Raw genomic sequence first — 17,671 nt, 5'->3', positions numbered from 1 at the left:
CCGCTACACCAGCAGCGAAAGCAGCAGCACGAACACCAGGCCCACCACCGAGATGATGGTCTCCATCACCGACCAGGTCTTGATCGTCTGGCCGACGTTCATGCCGAAGTACTCCTTCACCAGCCAGAAACCGGCGTCGTTGACGTGGCTGAAGAAGAGCGAACCGGCACCGATCGCCAGCACGAGCAGCGCCGTCTCACCGGTCGACATGCCCGCGGCCAGCGGGGCCACCAGGCCCGCCGCCGAGATCGTCGCGACCGTGGCGGAGCCCGTGGCGAGCCGGATGGCGACGGCGATCAGCCAGGCGAGCAGCAGCGCCGGGATCGACCAGCTCTTGGAGAAGTCCAGGATCATCTGACCGACGCCGATGTCGATCAGGGTCTGCTTGAAGCCGCCGCCGGCGCCGACGATCAGCAGCACGCCCGCGATCGGGGCGAGGGACTTCTCGACGGTCGAGGACAGCCGCTCCTTGGTGAAGCCGGCCGCGCGGCCCAGCGTGAACAGCGCCACTATGACGGCGGCGAGCAGCGCGATCAGCGGCGAGCCGATGACGTCGGTGACCTTCTGCACCCCGTTCTCCGGGTCGTCGACGACGATGTCGACGAGCGCCTTCACCAGCATCAGGACGACCGGCAGCATGACGGTGGCGACGGTGACGCCGAAGCCGGGGCGCTTGTCCAGGTCCTCCGAGGGACGCGACGGGATCATGTGCTCGGGCGCCTGGATGTCCACCCAGCGGGCGGCGTACCGGGAGAAGAGCGGGCCGGCGATGATCACGGTGGGGACGGCGACGACGAGGCCGAGGGCGAGGGTGACGCCCAGGTTGGCGCCGACGGCGTCGATCGCGACGAGCGGGCCGGGGTGCGGCGGGATCAGCCCGTGCATCACGGAGAGACCGGCGAGGGCGGGGATGCCGATCCGCATCAGGGAGTAGTTGCCGCGCTTGGCGACCATCAGGACCACCGGGATCAGCAGCACGATGCCGACCTCGAAGAAGAGCGGCAGACCGATCACCGAGGCGATGAGGACCATCGCCCACGGCATGGACCGCCTACTGGCCTTCGCGAGGATCGTGTCGACGATCTGGTCGGCGCCGCCGGAGTCGGCGAGCAGCTTGCCGAGGATCGCGCCGAGCGCGATCAGCACGCCGACGCCGGCGACCGTGTTGCCGAGCCCGGTGCTGAACGCCTTGATGGTGTCCGCGAGCGGCGCCCCGGCGAACGCGCCGAGCGCGAGCGAGCCGATGGTCAGCGCCAGGAACGCGTGCAGCTTGAACTTGGTGATGAGCAGGACGATGACGGCGATGCCGGCGAGAACGGCGATGCCCAGCTGGGCGTTGCCGGCCGAGGTGATCGGTTCGACGGCATCCGCTGCCAGGGTCTCGACGCTGAGACTGGTCACGGTGGTGTCCTTCGTACGGGCAGGTGGGGGAGAGGGGTCAGCCGGCGAGGCGCCGCAGCGCGGCGACGGCCCGGTCGGTGATCTCCTGGGGGGTGCCGGAGACGTCGACGGCGACGCCGGCCTCGTCGTCCTGCAGCGGCTGCAGGGTGGCGAACTGCGAATCGAGCAGAGCGGTGGGCATGAAGTGGCCCTTGCGGGAGGCCATCCGGCCCTCGATCAGCTCCCGGTCGCCGGTCAGGTGGAGGAAGACGATCCCGGGGGCGGCCGCGCGCAGCCGGTCCCGGTAGATCCGCTTCAGCGCGGAACTGCTCACCACCCCGCCCAGCCCGGCCCGCTCGTGCGCCCAGGCGCCGATGGCGTCGAGCCACGGTTCGCGGTCGGCGTCGTCGAGCGGGACGCCGGCCGACATCTTGGCCACGTTGGCCGCCGGGTGGAAGTCGTCGCCCTCCGCGTACGGCAGGCCGAGGGCGTCGGCGACCAGCGGGCCGATCGTGGTCTTCCCGGTCCCGGCGACGCCCATGACGACGACGACCGGGGGAGCGGCGGGGTGGGGGGTGGTGCTCATGGGGGGTGCCTCGCTGTCTTCTTCGACATCGGTGCTGCTCGACAGCGGTGCTGTCTTCGCGACATCGATCCGTCGCGCTCATGAAACCTATTGAGTACGACGTATTCAAGGGTCTGTGACATAAAAGTAGTACTTTTAATTCCCGATGTGATCACCGGAGCGCCCCCGCATAGGCTGAGCCCCATGACGACATCGGCCCAGGGGCTCCACTCGCACGTGCTCGCCACCCTGGGCCTGGCCATCACCGCCGGGGAGTACCCGCCCGGCACCGTGCTCCGCACCGACGAGCTCGCCCAGACCTTCGACGTCTCCCGGACCGTCGTCCGCGAGGTGGTCCGCGTCCTGGAGTCGATGCACCTGGTGGAGTCCCGCCGCCGGGTCGGCGTCACGGTCCTGCCCACCGAGAGCTGGAACGTCTACGACCCCCAGGTCATCCGCTGGCGCCTGGCCGGCGCCGACCGCCCCCGCCAGCTCCGCTCGCTCACCGTGCTGCGCTCGGCCGTGGAACCCGTCGCCGCCGGCCTCGCCGCCGCCCACGCCACCCCTGAGCAGTGCCGGGAACTCACCGAGCGGGCCCTCGGCATGGTCGCCACCTCGCGCGGCCGGCAGCTGGAGGCGTACCTCGTCCACGACATCGCCTTCCACCGGGTCGTCCTGAACGCCTCGGGGAACGAGATGTTCGCCCGCCTCGGCGACGTCGTCGCCGAGGTCCTCACCGGCCGCACCCACCACCACGTGATGTTCGAGGACCCCGACCCGGCCGCCGTCACCCTCCACGTCCAGGTCGCCGAGGCGGTACGGGAGCGGGACGCCGCCCGCGCCGAGGCCCTGACCCGCGAGATCGCCGTCGGCGCGCTCAAGGAGCTGGACGTCCTGGCCCCGTGACGGCCCCCGCCCGACACGCCCCGCTCGTACGCCGTACAGCGCTCCGTAACCTCTGAACTAGCTCAAATACGGGCGTTCAGTGAATTCGCTCACAGTCAGTGAGTGGGCCTTGCCGTGAGGATGTCGGCTGGCCGTGCAGGGACGACCCCCACGAAGGGACCCGCCCGGCCGGGTACCGCACAGCCCCGACCTCCCTCACGAAGGCGAACAACTCCATGACTGACCGCGTCACCGCGGCCGAGCCGCTGTCCGCCGCCCCGGCGCACACGGCCGCCTCCCCCCACGTGGACGCCGGCGACGCCGGGTACCGCAAGGACCTCAAGTCCCGGCACATCAACATGATCGCCATCGGCGGCGCCATCGGCACCGGGCTCTTCCTCGGCGCCGGCGGCCGGATGGCCAGCGCCGGCCCCTCGCTCTTCATCGCGTACGCGGTCTGCGGCGTCTTCGCCTTCTTCGTGGTCCGGGCCCTCGGCGAGCTGGTGCTCTACCGCCCGTCCTCCGGCGCCTTCGTCTCCTACGCGCGCGAGTTCATGGGCGAGAAGGGCGCCTACACGGCCGGCTGGCTCTACTTCCTCAACTGGTCGACCACCGCCGTCGCCGACATCACCGCCGCGGCCACCTACGCCCACTTCTGGTCGATGTTCAGCGACGTCCCGCAGTGGATCCTCGCCCTGATCGCCCTCGCCGTCGTCCTCGCCGCCAACCTCATCTCGGTGAAGTACTTCGGCGAGATGGAGTTCTGGTTCGCGATCATCAAGGTCGCCGCGCTCGTCGCCTTCATGCTCGTCGGCATCTTCCTCGTCGTGACCTCGCACGACGTCGGCGGCTCCACCCCGGGCCTCGCCAACATCACCGAGAACGGCGGCATCTTCCCCAACGGCATGATGCCGATGCTCCTGCTCATCCAGGGCGTCGTCTTCGCCTACGCCTCCGTCGAGCTCTGCGGCGTCGCCGCCGGCGAGACTGAGAACCCCGAGAAGATCATGCCGAAGGCGATCAACTCGATCATGTGGCGCGTCGGCCTTTTCTACGTCGGCTCCGTCGTCCTGCTCGCGCTGATCCTCCCGTACACGGCCTACTCCGGCGACCAGAGCCCCTTCGTCACCGTCTTCGACAAGCTGGGCATCCCCGGCGCCGCCGGCGTGATGAACCTCGTCGTCCTCACCGCCGCCCTCTCCAGCCTCAACTCCGGCCTCTACTCCACCGGCCGCATCCTGCGCTCCATGTCGCTGGCCGGCTCCGCGCCGAAGTTCACCGGCGTCATGAACAAGGGCGGCGTCCCCTACGGCGGCATCCTGCTCACCGCAGGCTTCGGCGTCGTCGGCGTGATCCTCAACGCCAAGATGCCCGAGGACGCCTTCGAGCTGGTCCTCAACTTCGCCTCGATCGGCATCATCGGCACCTGGGCCATGATCATGGTGTGTTCGCTTCTCTTCGTCCGCCGCGCCGAGCAGGGCCTCCTCGCCCGCCCCGCCTACCGGCTGCCCTGGGCCCCGTACACCCAGATCGTGACCCTGGTCTTCCTCGGCTCCGTCCTCGTCCTCATGTGGATGGACGGCGGCATCGGCCGCACCACCGTGAACTGCCTGCCGCTGATCGGCGCGGCCCTTGTCGGCGGCTGGTTCCTGGTCCGCCGCCGCGTCCGCGAGACCTCCGGCCGGCAGGACTGACCCCACCCCCTCGACTCCCCCCACGGGAGCGGCGGACCCCCGCGGGCACGGCCTGCGGGGGTCTCGCCTTTTATCAGGAGATAGTGGTACCCAGGAGGCTTACAAGATCCTCTGAAGGGAAGTCAGCGATGCCACAGCACGTACGGGGCGTCATCGCCCCCGGCCGCAACGAGCCGGTGCGGATCGAGACCGTCGTCGTCCCCGACCCGGGCCCCGGCGAGGCCGTCGTCCGCGTGGAGGCCTGCGGCGTCTGCCACACCGACCTGCACTACAAGCAGGGCGGGATCAACGACGACTTCCCCTTCCTCCTCGGCCACGAGGCCGCGGGCACCGTGGAGTCGGTCGGCGAGGGCGTCACCGACGTCGCCCCCGGGGACTACGTGATCCTCAACTGGCGGGCCGTCTGCGGCCAGTGCCGGGCCTGCCGCCGCGGCCGCCCCTGGTACTGCTTCGACACCCACAACGCCCGGCAGAAGATGACGCTCCTCGACGGCACGGAGCTCTCCCCGGCCCTCGGCATCGGCGCCTTCGCCGAGAAGACCCTCGTCGCCGCCGGCCAGTGCACCAAGGTCGACCGCTCCGTCGCCCCCGAGATCGCCGGCCTCCTCGGCTGCGGCGTGATGGCCGGCATCGGCGCCGCGATCAACACCGGCAACGTCTCCCGCGGCGACACCGTCGCCGTCATCGGCTGCGGAGGCGTCGGCGACGCCGCCATCGTCGGCGCCCGCCTCGCCGGCGCCGCGAAGATCATCGCCGTCGACGTCGACGAGCGAAAACTGGCCAAGGCCGAGGAGATGGGCGCCACCGACACCGTCGACTCCCGCACCACCGACCCCGTCGAGGCGATCCGCGCCCTCACCGGCGGCTTCGGCGCCGACGTCGTCATCGAGGCCGTCGGCCGCCCCGAGACGTACCGGCAGGCCTTCTACGCCCGCGACCTCGCCGGCACCGTCGTCCTCGTCGGCGTCCCCACCCCCGAGATGCAGCTCGAACTGCCCCTCCTGGACGTCTTCGGCCGCGGCGGCTCCCTCAAGTCCTCCTGGTACGGCGACTGCCTGCCCTCCCGCGACTTCCCCATGCTCATCGACCTGCACCGGCAGGGCCGCATCGACCTCGGCGCCTTCGTCACCGAGACCATCGCCCTCGACGACGTCGAGAAGGCCTTCGCCCGCATGCACGAGGGCGACGTGCTGCGCTCCGTGGTGGTGCTGTGATGACCGCCCGCATCGACCACCTCGTCACCTCCGGCACCTTCAGCCTCGACGGCGGCACCTGGGACGTCGACAACAACGTCTGGATCGTCGGCGACGACGAGGAGGCGATCGTCATCGACGCCGCCCACGACGCCGACGCCGTCCTCGAAGCCCTCGACGGCCGCACCCTGCGCGCCATCGTCTGCACCCACGCCCACGACGACCACGTCGGCGCCGCCCCCGCGCTCGCCGCCGCCACCGGCGCCCGCATCCTGCTCCACCCGGCCGACCAGCCGCTGTGGAAGCTCACCCACCCCGACCACGCCCCCGACGGCGAGCTCGCCGACGGGCAGGTCCTCACGATCGCCGGCACCGACCTGAAGGTCCTCCACACCCCCGGCCACGCCCCCGGAGCGGTCTGCCTGTACGTCCCCGACCTGGGCACCGTCTTCACCGGCGACACCCTCTTCCAGGGCGGCCCCGGCGCCACCGGCCGGTCCTTCTCCGACTTCCCCACCCTCGTGGACTCGATCAGGGAGAAGCTCCTGACCCTCCCGCCCGGGACGGTCGTCCGCACCGGCCACGGCGACTCCACGACCATCGGAGCCGAGGCCCCGCACCTGGAGGAGTGGATCGTCAGGGGCCACTGAGCGAGAGGCGGCTCGTGAACCGCCTCTCCTCGCCCGTGAACGGGTCGGCGAACTCCAGCGCCGCCGCCAGCAGCCGCAGCGGCCGCCGGTAGTCCTCCGGCCCGTCCTCACGCACCACCGGATACAGCGGGTCGTCGACGATCGGCAGCCCCAGGGCGTTCATGTGGACCCGCAACTGGTGCGTCTTCCCGGTCTCCGGCAGCAGCCGGTACCGCCCATGGGCGCCGACCCGCTCCACCAGCTCGATCCGGCTCACCGCGTTCGGCTCGCCCGGCACCTCCCGGGCGGCCAGCACCCCCCGCTCCTTCTCGATCCGGCTGCGCACCGTCACCGGCAGCCCCACCGTGGGGTCGTACGGCGCCACCGCCTCGTACTCCTTGCGCACCCGCCGCTCCTTGAACAGCAGCTGGTACGCCCCCCGGTCCGCCGGCCGCACCACGAAGAGCACCAGGCCCGCCGTCAGCCGGTCGAGCCGGTGCGCCGGCTGCAGCTCCGGCAGCCCGAGCTCCGCCCGCAGCCGGGCCACCGCCGTCTCGGTCACGTGCCGCCCGCGCGGGGTCGTCGCCAGGAAGTGCGGCTTGTCCGCCACCAGGATCCGCTCGTCCCGGTAGACCACCCCGACCTCGAACGGCACCCGCTCCTCGGGCGCCAGGTCCCGGTGGAACCACAGCCACCGTCCCGGCTCGTACGGCTCCGAGGCCGCCGCCGCCCGCCCGTCGGCCCCGACGAACCGCCCCGCGTTCAGCATCGCGCCGATCCGCTCCGCACCGACCGCCGCCCCGTACCGTCCCAGGAGGTACGCCCCCACCGTCGGCCAGGCCCCCGCGGGATCCTCCGGCAGCCGGAGCCGTACGGGGTCGATCCCGTCCCGCTGCGGCAGCGGCGCCGCCGGAACCCTCTTCCTGCGCACCGCTCCGCCTCGCCCTCGCCCGTACAACGCCGAAGTCCCGGTCGAGTGAACTCGACCGGGACTCCTACTGGTGTCCGAGGGGGGACTTGAACCCCCACGCCCGATAAAGGGCACTAGCACCTCAAGCTAGCGCGTCTGCCATTCCGCCACCCGGACAAGGTGTCTGTCTCGCGGCCCTGGGCCGTTCCGACGAGGAAAACCATAGCAAACAATCGGACCGGCGGATCACCACGCCCTTGCGCCGCCGGGGCGGCTGCGGGGGAGGATGGGGGCGACCACCAGCAAGCACGTGGGGCACGTCGTGGGAGGAAGCAGCGTGAGCGAGTCGAACACCGGCCGGACCGTCGCGGGCGAGGACGAGGTCGTCGACCTCTGCCGCGACCTCATCCGCATCGACACCAGCAACTACGGGGACCACTCCGGCCCGGGGGAGCGCGCCGCGGCCGAGTACGTCGCCGAGAAGCTCGCCGAGGTCGGCCTCGAACCCAGGATCATCGAGTCCCACAAGGGGCGGGCCTCCACCGTCGCCCGCATCGAGGGCGAGGACCCGTCCCGGCCTGCCCTGCTCATCCACGGGCACACCGACGTCGTCCCGGCCGACGCCGCCGACTGGACCCACCACCCCTTCTCCGGCGAGGTCGCCGACGGCTGCGTCTGGGGCCGCGGCGCCGTCGACATGAAGGACATGGACGCGATGACCCTCGCGGTCGTCCGGGACCGGCTGCGCAGCGGCCGCAAGCCCCCGCGCGACATCGTCCTCGCCTTCCTCGCCGACGAGGAGGCCGGCGGCACCTACGGCGCCCGCCACCTGGTCGACAAGCACCGGGACGTCTTCGACGGGGTCACCGAGGCCATCGGCGAGGTCGGCGGCTTCTCCTTCACCGTGAACGAGAACCTCCGCCTCTACCTGGTGGAGACCGCCCAGAAGGGCATGCACTGGATGCGGCTCACCGTCGAGGGCACGGCCGGCCACGGCTCGATGACCAACGACGACAACGCCATCACCGAGCTCTGCGAGGCCGTCGGCCGGCTCGGCCGCCACCAGTGGCCGGTCCGCGTCACCAAGACCGTCCGCAGCTTCCTCGACGAGCTGTCCGACGCCCTCGGCACCCCGCTCGACCCCGAGGACATGGACGGCACCCTCGCCAAGCTCGGCGGCATCGCCAAGATGGTCGGCGCCACCCTGCGCAACTCCGCCGCCCCCACCATGCTCGGCGCCGGCTACAAGGTGAACGTCATCCCCGGCCAGGCCACCGCCCACGTCGACGGCCGCTTCCTGCCCGGCTACGAGCAGGAGTTCCTCGCCGACCTCGACCGGATCCTCGGCCCCAAGGTCAAGCGGGAGGACGTGCACGGCGACAAGGCCCTGGAGACCAGCTTCGACGGCGCCCTCGTCGACGCCATGCAGCTCGCCCTGCGCGCCGAGGACCCGATCGCCCGCGCCGTGCCGTACATGCTCTCCGGCGGCACCGACGCCAAGTCCTTCGACGACCTCGGCATCCGCTGCTTCGGCTTCGCCCCGCTCCAGCTGCCGCCGGAGCTCGACTTCGCCGGCATGTTCCACGGCGTCGACGAGCGCGTCCCCGTCGACGGCCTGAAGTTCGGCGTCCGCGTCCTCGACCGCTTCCTCGACGCCTGCTGAACGCCGTATTCGGCAGCGCGTTTGAGCGTGCCCGGAAAGAGTGAATGCACCCGGGTGCTCGTAGCCCCCACCCTTCCCCCTCGTTACAGGTGATGCGGTCCGCGGCTGGGGCCGCATTGTCAACTAGGAGGAATAATGATCAAGAAGGTCGTCGCTGCTGCGGCTGCCACTGGCGGTCTCGTTCTCGCGGGTGCGGGCATGGCCGTCGCCGACGCGGGTGCCCAGGGTGCGGCCATCGGTTCCCCCGGTGTCCTCTCGGGCAACGTCGTGCAGGTCCCGGTTCACGTGCCCGTGAACGTCTGCGGCAACACGGTCTCCGTGATCGGCCTGCTGAACCCCGCCTTCGGCAACACCTGCGTCAACGCCTGACGTTGTGCCCCGCCCCTTGAGGGCGTGAGCCGTCCGGCCCCGGAGTGCGTGCCATGCACTCCGGGGCCGGTGGCCATTCCGCCCCGGGCACGGGCCCGGTGGCCCCACTCTCCGCCGGTCGGGCCGTCCAGGCCGATCAGGCGCATTGCCGAGAAGGCAGGTAAGCAAGCTATGCGACAGGTCACGCGCAAGAGCATCATCACCGTCGCGGCGGCCGGAGGCGTCCTCGCGCTCGGCGGCGGCTTCGCGCAGGCGGACTCCGCCGCGAGCGGCACGGCCGGGAACTCACCCGGCGTCGCGTCCGGGAACACCGTGCAGGTCCCGATCCACGCCCCGGTCAACGCCTGCGGCAACACCGTGAACGTCGTCGGGGTGCTCAACCCGGCGATGGGCAACTCCTGCGCGAACATCTCCGCGCCGCCCGGACCCGGCACCTCCGGCTCCGCGCACGCGGGCGACTCCCCGGGCGTCGCCTCCGGCAACACCGTGGTCGTCCCGGTCGAGGTGCCTGTGAACGCCTGCGGCAACAACGTCACGGGCATCGGCCTCGGCAACGCCGCCGCGGGCAACGACTGCGCCAACGGCCGGACGCCGGACCCCGGCTACGGCGAGGAGGAGCCCGGCGGCTACGGCGAGGAACCAGGCGGCTACGGCGAGGAGACCCCACCGGGGACCCCCGAAACCCCGGGCACGCCCGGCACCCCTGGTACCCCCGGCACTCCGGGCACCCCCGGTACGCCCGGCACTCCCGGTACGCCCGGCACTCCCGGTACGCCCGGGACCCCGGGCACGCCCGGCACTCCCGGTGTGCCGCCCGGCCCCGGGGGCGGCTCGAACCACCCCGGGCCGCAGCTCACGCCGCCGCCGGCCACCCCCGACGAGCTCGCCGAGACCGGCGCGTCCGCGCCGCTCGGCATGATCGTCCCGGCCGCCGCCGGCATGCTCCTCGCGGGCGCGCTGGTCTACCGCCGCTCCCGCCGCGGCGCCTGACCCGCACCGGCCGGAACGCGAAGGGGCCCCGCACCTGCGGGGCCCCTTTCGCGTCCGTCACCAGGTCGCGCGCATCTGACGGATGATCCGCCGCTTCAGCCGCACCCTGCGGCTCCCGTCCCGGCGGAGCGTGAGTCGGTCCAACTCCCAGTGTCCGTACTCGGCATGGTCGGTCAGCAGCCGCGCGGCCTCCTTGCGGGAGACCCCTCGCGGCACGTACACGTCGACAAATTCGTATTCCGGCATCGCATCTATTGTGCGTGCACCGGCCCGGTACGGATAGCGTCTGTCCCATGTCTGATGCTGCGCAGCCCACCGCTGCCGAGGTACGTGCCGCCGCAGAGGCGGTCAAGACCGCACTGGACCGCCACCTCGCGGCGGTCGAAGGCCGCTCGGGGGACGACGACACGGCGGTGTACGAGGCGTTCAACGCGCTCGCCGCGGCCGCCGAGTCCTACGACGAACTCCTCTACGACCGCTACGACGAGGTGACCCCCTTCGAGATCCCCGGGGCCGACGACGGGCTGCCGCCCTACGCCGGACCTGACGAACCCCATGCCCTCAGCGTGCTCATCCGCCGCGACTACGCCGTGGCCGAGCCCCGCCGGCTCGTCGCCCAGGCCCGGCGCGTCGCCGACCTGGACCACGACGAGGACGGACCCCGCACCACGGCCGCCGCGCTCGGCGTCCTCTTCGGGGAGTACGAACCCGACGAGATCGCCTCCCGGCACAAGGAGTTCGGCCTGGAGGAGGGCGACTCCACGCTCTGGGTGACCGCCGCGGGCGAGCCCCCGGAGCCGGGGGAGTGGCTGGCGGCCCCCTTCGAGCAGGCCGACCCGGAGCGGATCGTCTGCCGCTTCGACATCAGCTCCGTCTTCGACGACGAGGACGACGACGAGGCCGGCGAGGTGGCCGCCGGCCGCTGACGCGCGACGGGGAGGACGCCGGAGGGCCGGGACACCCCTCGGGGACGTCCCGGCCCTCCGGCGTTCCTCCGTCCGTCCCTACTCCTCGCCGGGCGCGGCCAGGAGGGCCGCCAGGAGGGGGCGCAGCCGCGTCGTGCGCGCCGGGGCGAGCACCTCGGCCACCGAGCGGGGCAGCGCCTGGTCCACGCCGTGCACGACCGACAGATGGCGCTCGGCCCGGCCGAAGGCCGTGTAGACCCACGGCCGGCTCAGGCCCGGCGCGGCGTCCCCCGGCAGGACGACGACCACCGCGGGCCAGCGGCCGCCCACCGCCTGGTGCGCGGTGAGTGCCCAGCCGTGCCGCAGCGCCGACTCCACCCGCTCCTTCGGTACGAGGACCTCGCCGTCGCCGGTGCGCAGGCGCAGGCCCTCGGCGTCGGCCCCCAGGACCGTGCCCGTCACGGTCCGGCCCGGGACCGGCGCGTACGCCACCCGGTCGCCCGGGTCGTAGCCGCCGAAGCGGCCGGGGCCGGGGTTCAGCCGCTGCTTCAGGGCCGTGTTCAGCGCGCGCGTCCCGGCGGAGCCGCCGTGGCCGACCGTGATCACCCGGGTCTGCTCGGGGGTGAGCCCGAAGGCGCGCGGCACCGAGTCGGCGACCAGCTGGACCGTGCGGTGCACGGCCTCGCCGGCGTCCCGCACGGGGACGATCACGACCTCCTTGCCGGGCGCCTCGACCTGGTTCAGCTCCCCGACGCCGATGCCGGAGACCAGCTCGCCCAGCGGTCCGGGGTCGGGGCGGCGGGAGGCCACCCGCGGGCAGACCCGGGCCGCGAGGGCGTCGGTGAAGACCGCGCCGGGCCCGGCCGACCCGAGGACCTCCGGGTCGCCGCTGAGGACCAGCCGGCAGCCGTCCGGCAGGGCCTCGACGAGCATCGCGCCGGTCTCGACGTCCAGCTGCGGGGCGTCGAGGACCACCAGCAGGTCCAGGGCGAGGGCGCCCTCCTCGTCCCGGCCGGGACCGGCCGTCCCGGAGAGCAGCGCGGCGAGCGGCACGACCGTCCCGGAGGCGCGCTCCTCCTCGGTCGGACGCTCGGCGTCGTGCACGGTGACCAGGACGCGCAGGCCGCGCTCCCGGGCCGCGGCGGCGAGCTCCAGCGGCTCGGCGCGGGCGGCCTCGCCGCCGGTGTGCAGCACCAGGCCGTGGCCGCCGACGGCCCGCTCCAGCTCGCCGCCGTCCCACTCCAGCGCGGTGACCGTGCGCGCCAGCCGGGCGAGGCCGTCCGCGAGGCTCTCCTCGGCCAGGGCGTACCGGTCGAGCCCGAGCAGTGCCGGCTCCGCCGGCCCCTCGTCGGGACCGGCGTCCTCCGCGGCGGGCTCGGCCGCTTCGTCGTCCTCGGGCTCCGGCGGGGTCGCGTCCTCCTCCTGGAAGACCAGGACGGCGCCCTCGGAAACGGCGGTGCCGACGGCCTTCTCGGGGTCGGGGACCTGGTGCCGGGCGAGTCCGGCGGCCACCTCGTCGACGGTGAGCGCGGTGTGGCCCTGGAGGGCGGCGCGGTCGAGCAGCCACACGGTCAGGGCGACGGCCCGGCGCGGGTCGTCGGGACCGCAGGCACCGCCGAGCAGCGCCCGCGCGAATCCGTCGGCCTGCTCCGGCCGCACGCCGTGGACGGCGAGGAGCCGCCAGGGGTCCTCCGTCAGGGCCTCGGCGGCCTGCTCGCCGAGCGCGCCGACGACCTGGCCGGCCAGCGTCTCGGGCGCGCCGCCCCGGGCCAGCACCTCGCGGACCCCGGCCAGGGCGCCGGCGGTGGGCGCGGCCGGCGCAGCCGGGGCGGGCGGGCGGACGGTGGTCTCGGGCGGGCGCGTGGGGCGCGGCGGCTCGGGCGCTGGGGCGAAGAAGGCGCCGCCGGACGCGGAGCCGCCCTCGACGGCCCGTACGGCGGCGAGCAGATCGGCGGCGGCGCCGCTGAGCTTGGTCCCGCTCGCGACGGGGCCGGACTTCTCGGCCTTCCGTGCCTCGATCCTGGCCCGCAGCTCCCGCTGGGCGGCCAGCTCCGCCTGCGCCTCGCTCAGCTCCGCGGCCTTGGCCGCCTCCGCCGCCTCCTCCGTAGAGGGCTCGGTGGATCCGGCGGGCTCGGCGGAGGCCGCAGAGGCGTCGGTCGCCCCGGCGGACGCCGGCGCGTCCTCGGGGGCCACGCCCTCCGGGCCGGCCTCCTCCTGGCCCACGTCCTCCTGGTCCACGTCCTCGGGTGCCTCGGGCGCGGTCTCCCCGGCAGGCTCGGTCACAAGGTGCTCCAGTCGTGATCCGGATAGCGGTGCACGGGCGCGGACACATCGTCCAAAGCCCGGCAGATCTCGTCAGGAAGACTAAGCCCCTCCACTGACAGCGCGGCCGTGAGCTGGCGTGCCGTGCGCGCGCCGACGATCGGGGCGGTGACGCCCGGCCGGTCCCTGACCCAGGCGAGCGCCACGTGCAGCGGGCTCGTGTTGAGCCCGTCGGCGGCGGTGCCGACGGCGTGCACGATCCGGCTCGCGGCCTCGTCGAGATACGGCTCCACGAACGGCGCGAGCGCCTCCGACGCGCCCCGGGAGTCGGCCGGGGTGCCGCCGCGGTACTTGCCGGTGAGCACTCCCCGGCCCAGCGGTGAGGACGGCAGCAGGCCTATGCCGAGGTCGATGGCGGCCGGCAGCACCTCCCGCTCGACGCCGCGCTGGAGGAGCGAGTACTCCAGCTGCGCCCCGGCGAGCCGGGTGCGGTCGCCGGCCAGCTGCCAGGTGCCGGCCTTGGCGAGCTGCCAGCCGCAGAAGTTGGCCACGCCCGCGTACCGCGCCCGGCCGCTGCGCACCGCGATGTCGAGGGCCTGGAGGGACTCCTCCAGGGGGGTGTGGGGGTCGTAGGCGTGCAGCTGCCACAGGTCGACGTGGTCCGTGCCGAGCCGGGCGAGGGAGGCGTCGAGCGCGGCGAGCAGGTGGCCGCGCGAGCCGTCGGTGCGGCGGTCGGGGTCGGGGACGCTGCCGGCCTTGGTGGACAGGACCAGGTCGCGGCGCGGCACCAGCCGCTCCATGAGGCGGCCGAGGAGGTACTCGGCCTCTCCGCCGCCGTAGACGTCGGCGGTGTCCACGAGCGTGCCGCCCGCGTCCCAGAACGCCTTCAACTGCTCCGCGGCGTCCTGCTCGTCGGTGTCCCGCCCCCAGGTGAGCGTGCCGAGCCCGATGCGCGAGACGCGCAGGCCGGTACGTCCGAGATGCCTCTGCTCCATGGGCGGGACATTACTGGCCAGGGCACCACGCGCAGAGACCCTGTGGACGGAACCTGTGGACGGAGACGGCGCGCGACGGCGTGGTGTCCGGCCCCTGACGGATGGGGGAGGGGCGCGCTAGAGTCCGGACCAGAGACGTTACCGATGGGTAAGGGGTGCGTGGAATGCGGCTCGGCATCAACCTCGGCTACTGGGGCGCCGGCATGGACGGCGACAACCTCGCCGTCGCCCAGGAGGCCGACCGGCTCGGCTACGACGTCTGCTGGGCCGCGGAGGCGTACGGCTCGGACGCGCCGACCGTGCTCTCCTGGGTCGCCGCGAAGACGGAGCGGATCGACGTCGGTTCGGCGATCATGCAGATCCCGGCCCGCCAGCCCGCAATGACGGCGATGACCGCCGCCACCCTGGACTCGCTCTCCGGCGGCCGCTTCCGCCTCGGCCTCGGCGTCTCGGGCCCGCAGGTCTCCGAGGGCTGGTACGGCGTGAAGTTCGACAAGCCGCTCGCCCGCACCCGCGAGTACGTGGAGATCGTCCGCAAGGCGATGTCCCGCGAGCGCCTCACCCACGAGGGCGAGCACTGGACCCTGCCGCTGCCCGGCGGCCCCGGCAAGCCGATCAAGCTGACCGTCCACCCGCAGCGCGAGCACATCCCGCTGTACATCGCGGCGATCGGTCCGAAGAACCTGGAGCAGACCGGCGAGATCGCCGACGGCGCCCTGCTGATCTTCCCCTCGGCCGAGCACCTGGAGGAGACGGCGCTGCGGCCGCTGCGGGCCGGCCGCGAGAAGGCCGGGCTGACCATGGACGGCTTCGACGTCTGCCCGACGCTGCCGCTCGCCCTCGGCGAGGACGTGGACGCGCTCGCCGACGTCTTCCGGCCCTACACCGCCCTCTACGTCGGCGGCATGGGCAGCCGCAAGCAGAACTTCTACAACCAGCTCGCCCAGCGCATGGGCTACGAGAAGGAGGCCGTCGAGATCCAGGACAAGTACCTGGCCGGCGACAAGACGGGCGCCGCGGCGGCCGTGCCCCGCTCGCTGATCGACCAGACCGCCCTGCTCGGCACCGTCGAGCGGATCGCGGACCGCATGACCGCCTACGCGGCGGCGGGCGTCACCACGCTGACCCTGGCCCCGGCCGGTTTCACCCTCGACGAGCGCCTCACCGCGCTGCGCGCGGGCGTCGACGCCCTGGAGCGGGCGGGCCTGGCGTAAAGGGAGGACCGCGGCCGTGGTGGGGGCTCGGGGGTCTTCCCCGCCACGGCCGTCATGCCCTTCAACGCGCCACCGCGCCCCCGGTTACGGCCCCGGCTCTCACTCTTTCGGCCGACACCGCCGGGCCCTCCTGTTGCCCCGCGTCCCGGACCGCATTTGACTCGGTCTCCCGGACGCGCGGAGTGCGGTCGTCCGCAGGGAGGTGGCAGCGATGCTCACGGCCAAGAGCCTGTTCCAGGAAATCATCGACGACGACGAGGCCTTCCAGCTCTTCTGTTCGATCGCCGCAAGCGGCGAGTCGCAGGGCGGCTGGGAGAACGCCCGGATCGCCGCCCTCGTCGCCCCCGGCATGCGGGAGCTCGCGCCCAAGATCACCCGGCACGGCGCCGACGAGGACAAGCACGGACGCATCTTCAACGCCCTGCTGCGCAAGCGGGGCCTCGAACCCGTCCCCGTACCGCCCGAGACCGACTACACGATGCTCCTCGAACAGCGCGGCATCGGGCTCGCCCACGACAAACTGCGCGGCGACGAACCGCTGACCGAGCGCGACGTCATCGTCTACCTCGCCCACAGCAGGGTCACCGAGCAGCGCGCCGCCGACCAGATGGACATGCTCGTCACGTATTTCGGGGACCACCCGGAGCTGGGCAAGGCCATCCACATGATCGACAACGACGAGGCCAACCACCTCGCCTACTGCCACGAGGAGCTGCTCCGGCTCGCCCGGGAGGGCCACGGCCGCCTCATCCAGACCACCCTGCGCGAGTCCGCGCTCTCCGAGATCCAGGTCTACCGGGACGTCAGCCTCGCCGTGATGGGCCACATGGGCCGGATCCTGAAGTGGCCGAAGGCCAAGGGCGCGGCGCTCGCCGCCGGCATCCACGGCATGTACGCCTACGAGCGGCTCGCCGGCTGGCACAGGATGATCAGCCTGAGGATGCCGGAGCGGCGGGACGCCCTGGGCGGCCCCGCCACCCCCGCACCCGCGTTCTGACATACTCCGGCGGCGCGGCCGGGATTCTTCTCAGAGCCAGCCGCGCCGCTTGAACAGGCGGTACAGCCCCGTCACGATCCCCGCCATCAGCAGGATCACCGCCGGGTACGACCACACCCAGTGAAGTTCCGGCATGTGGTCGAAGTTCATGCCGTAGATCCCGGCGACCATCGTCGGCACCGCCGCCATCGCCGCCCAGGCCGAGATCTTGCGCATGTCGTCGTTCTGCCGCACCCCCATCTGCGCCAGATGCGCCGACAGCACGTCCGACAGTAGCCGGTCCAACCCCTCCACCTGGTCGTTCGCCCGCAGCAGATGGTCGTTGACGTCCCGGAAGAAGGGCTGCGACTCCGCGTTCACGAACGGCACCGAGCCCGCCGTCAGCCGGGCCATCGGACCCGCCAGCGGTCCCGACGCCCGGCGGAACTCCAGGACCTGCCGCTTCGCCGTGTAGATCCGCTCCGCCGTGTTCGCCGTGCCCGTCCCGCCCGGCGCGAAGACGTCGGCCTCCAGCTCCTCCAGGTCCACCTGGAGCTCGCCCGCCACGTCCAGGTAGTGGTCCACCACCGCGTCGCTCACCGCGTACAGCACCGACGTCGGCCCGTGCCGCAGCACCTCCGGCTGGGTCTCCAGGCGCTTGCGCACCGCCGCCAGGGGCGCCCCCTCGCCGTGCCGGACCGTCACCACGAAGGAGTCGCCCAGGAAGAGCATCAGCTCGCCGGACGAGACCCGGTCGCTCTCCGGCTCGTAGTCCACCGGCTTCAGCACCACGAAGAGGGAGTCGTCGTACACCTCCAGCTTGGGCCGTTGATGGGCCTTCAAGGCGTCCTCGACGGCCAGCGGATGCAGCGCGAACTCCGAGGCCACATGGTCGAACTCGGCCTCCGTGGGTTCGTGGAGACCCAGCCACAGGAAGGCGTCGCCGCTCTTCCGGGCCTCGGCCAGGGCACGCGAGAGGTCGTCGCCGTATTCCGTCCGGCGTCCGTCGCGGTAGAGGGCAGAGTCGACGATCACCGCCGT

The 17,671-nt window shown here is 72.7% G+C and carries 17 protein-coding genes and 1 tRNA gene; 10 read left to right on the top strand and 8 right to left on the bottom strand.

Annotated features, from left to right (window positions below):
- Positions 1-3: 3 nt before the first annotated feature.
- Both ACFZCF_RS23760 and ACFZCF_RS23755 read right to left on the bottom strand, forming a co-directional pair.
- On the bottom strand, positions 4-1,401 hold the full coding sequence (locus ACFZCF_RS23760) for a GntP family permease (RefSeq protein ID WP_388447154.1): 1,398 nt from the start codon (positions 1,399-1,401) through the stop codon (positions 4-6).
- A 37-nt stretch (positions 1,402-1,438) separates the two neighbouring features.
- A complete protein-coding gene (locus tag ACFZCF_RS23755) occupies positions 1,439-1,966 on the bottom strand; it encodes a gluconokinase, GntK/IdnK-type (protein WP_391288594.1) in 528 nt (175 codons plus the stop codon).
- Positions 1,967-2,149: 183 nt separating this feature from the next.
- Between ACFZCF_RS23755 and ACFZCF_RS23750 the strand changes: the two genes are divergently transcribed.
- The 4 genes from ACFZCF_RS23750 (at position 2,150) to ACFZCF_RS23735 (ending at position 6,367) form a co-directional block, all read left to right on the top strand.
- Positions 2,150-2,851 (top strand): FadR/GntR family transcriptional regulator, encoded by a 702-nt coding sequence (locus tag ACFZCF_RS23750; RefSeq protein ID WP_388447150.1) that lies wholly within the window; start codon positions 2,150-2,152, stop codon positions 2,849-2,851.
- A 215-nt stretch (positions 2,852-3,066) separates the two neighbouring features.
- Complete coding sequence (locus ACFZCF_RS23745; protein ID WP_388447148.1) at positions 3,067-4,524, top strand: amino acid permease; 1,458 nt, start codon at positions 3,067-3,069, stop codon at positions 4,522-4,524.
- A 128-nt stretch (positions 4,525-4,652) separates the two neighbouring features.
- Positions 4,653-5,738: an S-(hydroxymethyl)mycothiol dehydrogenase gene (locus ACFZCF_RS23740; RefSeq protein ID WP_391288591.1), complete on the top strand. Its 1,086-nt coding sequence runs from the start codon at positions 4,653-4,655 to the stop codon at positions 5,736-5,738.
- Complete coding sequence (locus ACFZCF_RS23735; RefSeq protein ID WP_388447145.1) at positions 5,738-6,367, top strand: MBL fold metallo-hydrolase; 630 nt, start codon at positions 5,738-5,740, stop codon at positions 6,365-6,367. Before ACFZCF_RS23740 ends, ACFZCF_RS23735 begins: the two co-directional genes overlap by 1 nt.
- Here ACFZCF_RS23735 and ACFZCF_RS23730 read toward each other — a convergent pair.
- Together ACFZCF_RS23730 and ACFZCF_RS23725 are read right to left on the bottom strand one after the other, a co-directional pair.
- Positions 6,354-7,277: a pseudouridine synthase gene (locus ACFZCF_RS23730; RefSeq protein ID WP_391288589.1), complete on the bottom strand. Its 924-nt coding sequence runs from the start codon at positions 7,275-7,277 to the stop codon at positions 6,354-6,356. The genes ACFZCF_RS23735 and ACFZCF_RS23730 overlap by 14 nt on opposite strands.
- Before the next feature lie 68 nt (positions 7,278-7,345).
- A tRNA-Leu gene (locus ACFZCF_RS23725) sits at positions 7,346-7,433 on the bottom strand.
- Between the two features lie 160 nt (positions 7,434-7,593).
- Here ACFZCF_RS23725 and ACFZCF_RS23720 point away from each other — a divergent pair.
- From ACFZCF_RS23720 to ACFZCF_RS23710, 3 genes are all read left to right on the top strand, one after another.
- Positions 7,594-8,919, top strand: coding sequence for a M20/M25/M40 family metallo-hydrolase (locus ACFZCF_RS23720; protein ID WP_391288587.1), 1,326 nt, complete (start codon positions 7,594-7,596; stop codon positions 8,917-8,919).
- Between the two features lie 135 nt (positions 8,920-9,054).
- A complete protein-coding gene (gene chpH, locus ACFZCF_RS23715; protein WP_015032475.1) occupies positions 9,055-9,288 on the top strand; it encodes a chaplin ChpH in 234 nt (77 codons plus the stop codon).
- A gap of 171 nt (positions 9,289-9,459) precedes the next feature.
- Positions 9,460-10,278: a chaplin family protein gene (locus tag ACFZCF_RS23710; protein WP_391288584.1), complete on the top strand. Its 819-nt coding sequence runs from the start codon at positions 9,460-9,462 to the stop codon at positions 10,276-10,278.
- A gap of 57 nt (positions 10,279-10,335) precedes the next feature.
- On the opposite strand, the gene ACFZCF_RS23705 is transcribed toward ACFZCF_RS23710, so the two are convergent.
- On the bottom strand, positions 10,336-10,524 hold the full coding sequence (locus ACFZCF_RS23705; protein ID WP_388447136.1) for a DUF5703 family protein: 189 nt from the start codon (positions 10,522-10,524) through the stop codon (positions 10,336-10,338).
- Positions 10,525-10,571: 47 nt separating this feature from the next.
- Between ACFZCF_RS23705 and ACFZCF_RS23700 the strand changes: the two genes are divergently transcribed.
- Positions 10,572-11,204: a hypothetical protein gene (locus tag ACFZCF_RS23700; protein ID WP_391288582.1), complete on the top strand. Its 633-nt coding sequence runs from the start codon at positions 10,572-10,574 to the stop codon at positions 11,202-11,204.
- Positions 11,205-11,282: 78 nt separating this feature from the next.
- On the opposite strand, the gene ACFZCF_RS23695 is transcribed toward ACFZCF_RS23700, so the two are convergent.
- Both ACFZCF_RS23695 and ACFZCF_RS23690 read right to left on the bottom strand, forming a co-directional pair.
- Positions 11,283-13,466 carry a helix-hairpin-helix domain-containing protein gene (locus ACFZCF_RS23695; protein WP_391288580.1) on the bottom strand — a complete coding sequence of 728 codons (2,184 nt, stop codon included), beginning with the start codon at positions 13,464-13,466 and terminating at the stop codon, positions 11,283-11,285.
- The gene (locus ACFZCF_RS23690) at positions 13,463-14,440 is read right to left on the bottom strand and encodes an aldo/keto reductase (protein ID WP_388447130.1); all 978 of its coding nucleotides are present in this window, start codon (positions 14,438-14,440) and stop codon (positions 13,463-13,465) included. The genes ACFZCF_RS23695 and ACFZCF_RS23690 overlap by 4 nt, the downstream gene beginning before the upstream one ends.
- Before the next feature lie 164 nt (positions 14,441-14,604).
- Between ACFZCF_RS23690 and ACFZCF_RS23685 the strand changes: the two genes are divergently transcribed.
- Entirely contained in the window at positions 14,605-15,654 is a 1,050-nt protein-coding gene (locus ACFZCF_RS23685) for an LLM class F420-dependent oxidoreductase (RefSeq protein ID WP_391288577.1), read from the top strand.
- Between the two features lie 211 nt (positions 15,655-15,865).
- Complete coding sequence (locus tag ACFZCF_RS23680) at positions 15,866-16,651, top strand: ferritin-like domain-containing protein (RefSeq protein ID WP_388447126.1); 786 nt, start codon at positions 15,866-15,868, stop codon at positions 16,649-16,651.
- Between the two features lie 30 nt (positions 16,652-16,681).
- On the opposite strand, the gene corA is transcribed toward ACFZCF_RS23680, so the two are convergent.
- Positions 16,682-17,665, bottom strand: a complete 984-nt coding sequence (corA, locus tag ACFZCF_RS23675; protein WP_388447124.1) for a magnesium/cobalt transporter CorA — start codon at positions 17,663-17,665, stop codon at positions 16,682-16,684.
- Positions 17,666-17,671: the final 6 nt, after the last annotated feature.

The organism is Streptomyces sp. NPDC007945, from assembly GCF_042958885.1.
GTDB lineage: Bacteria > Actinomycetota > Actinomycetes > Streptomycetales > Streptomycetaceae > Streptomyces.
Note: the sequence above shows the minus strand (reverse complement) of the source record. Positions and strands in the feature narration are given on the sequence as shown.

Excerpts from the sequence above, each read along its gene's own strand:
- ACFZCF_RS23755 (WP_391288594.1), bottom strand. The coding sequence starts at position 1,966 with ATGAGCACCACCCCCCACCCCGCCGCTCCCCCGGTCGTCGTCGTCATG.
- ACFZCF_RS23750 (WP_388447150.1), top strand. The coding sequence starts at position 2,150 with ATGACGACATCGGCCCAGGGGCTCCACTCGCACGTGCTCGCCACCCTG.
- ACFZCF_RS23745 (WP_388447148.1), top strand. The coding sequence starts at position 3,067 with ATGACTGACCGCGTCACCGCGGCCGAGCCGCTGTCCGCCGCCCCGGCG.
- ACFZCF_RS23740 (WP_391288591.1), top strand. The coding sequence starts at position 4,653 with ATGCCACAGCACGTACGGGGCGTCATCGCCCCCGGCCGCAACGAGCCG.
- ACFZCF_RS23735 (WP_388447145.1), top strand. The coding sequence starts at position 5,738 with ATGACCGCCCGCATCGACCACCTCGTCACCTCCGGCACCTTCAGCCTC.
- chpH (WP_015032475.1), top strand. The coding sequence starts at position 9,055 with ATGATCAAGAAGGTCGTCGCTGCTGCGGCTGCCACTGGCGGTCTCGTT.
- ACFZCF_RS23710 (WP_391288584.1), top strand. The coding sequence starts at position 9,460 with ATGCGACAGGTCACGCGCAAGAGCATCATCACCGTCGCGGCGGCCGGA.
- ACFZCF_RS23705 (WP_388447136.1), bottom strand. The coding sequence starts at position 10,524 with ATGCCGGAATACGAATTTGTCGACGTGTACGTGCCGCGAGGGGTCTCC.
- ACFZCF_RS23700 (WP_391288582.1), top strand. The coding sequence starts at position 10,572 with ATGTCTGATGCTGCGCAGCCCACCGCTGCCGAGGTACGTGCCGCCGCA.
- ACFZCF_RS23690 (WP_388447130.1), bottom strand. The coding sequence starts at position 14,440 with ATGGAGCAGAGGCATCTCGGACGTACCGGCCTGCGCGTCTCGCGCATC.
- ACFZCF_RS23685 (WP_391288577.1), top strand. The coding sequence starts at position 14,605 with ATGCGGCTCGGCATCAACCTCGGCTACTGGGGCGCCGGCATGGACGGC.
- ACFZCF_RS23680 (WP_388447126.1), top strand. The coding sequence starts at position 15,866 with ATGCTCACGGCCAAGAGCCTGTTCCAGGAAATCATCGACGACGACGAG.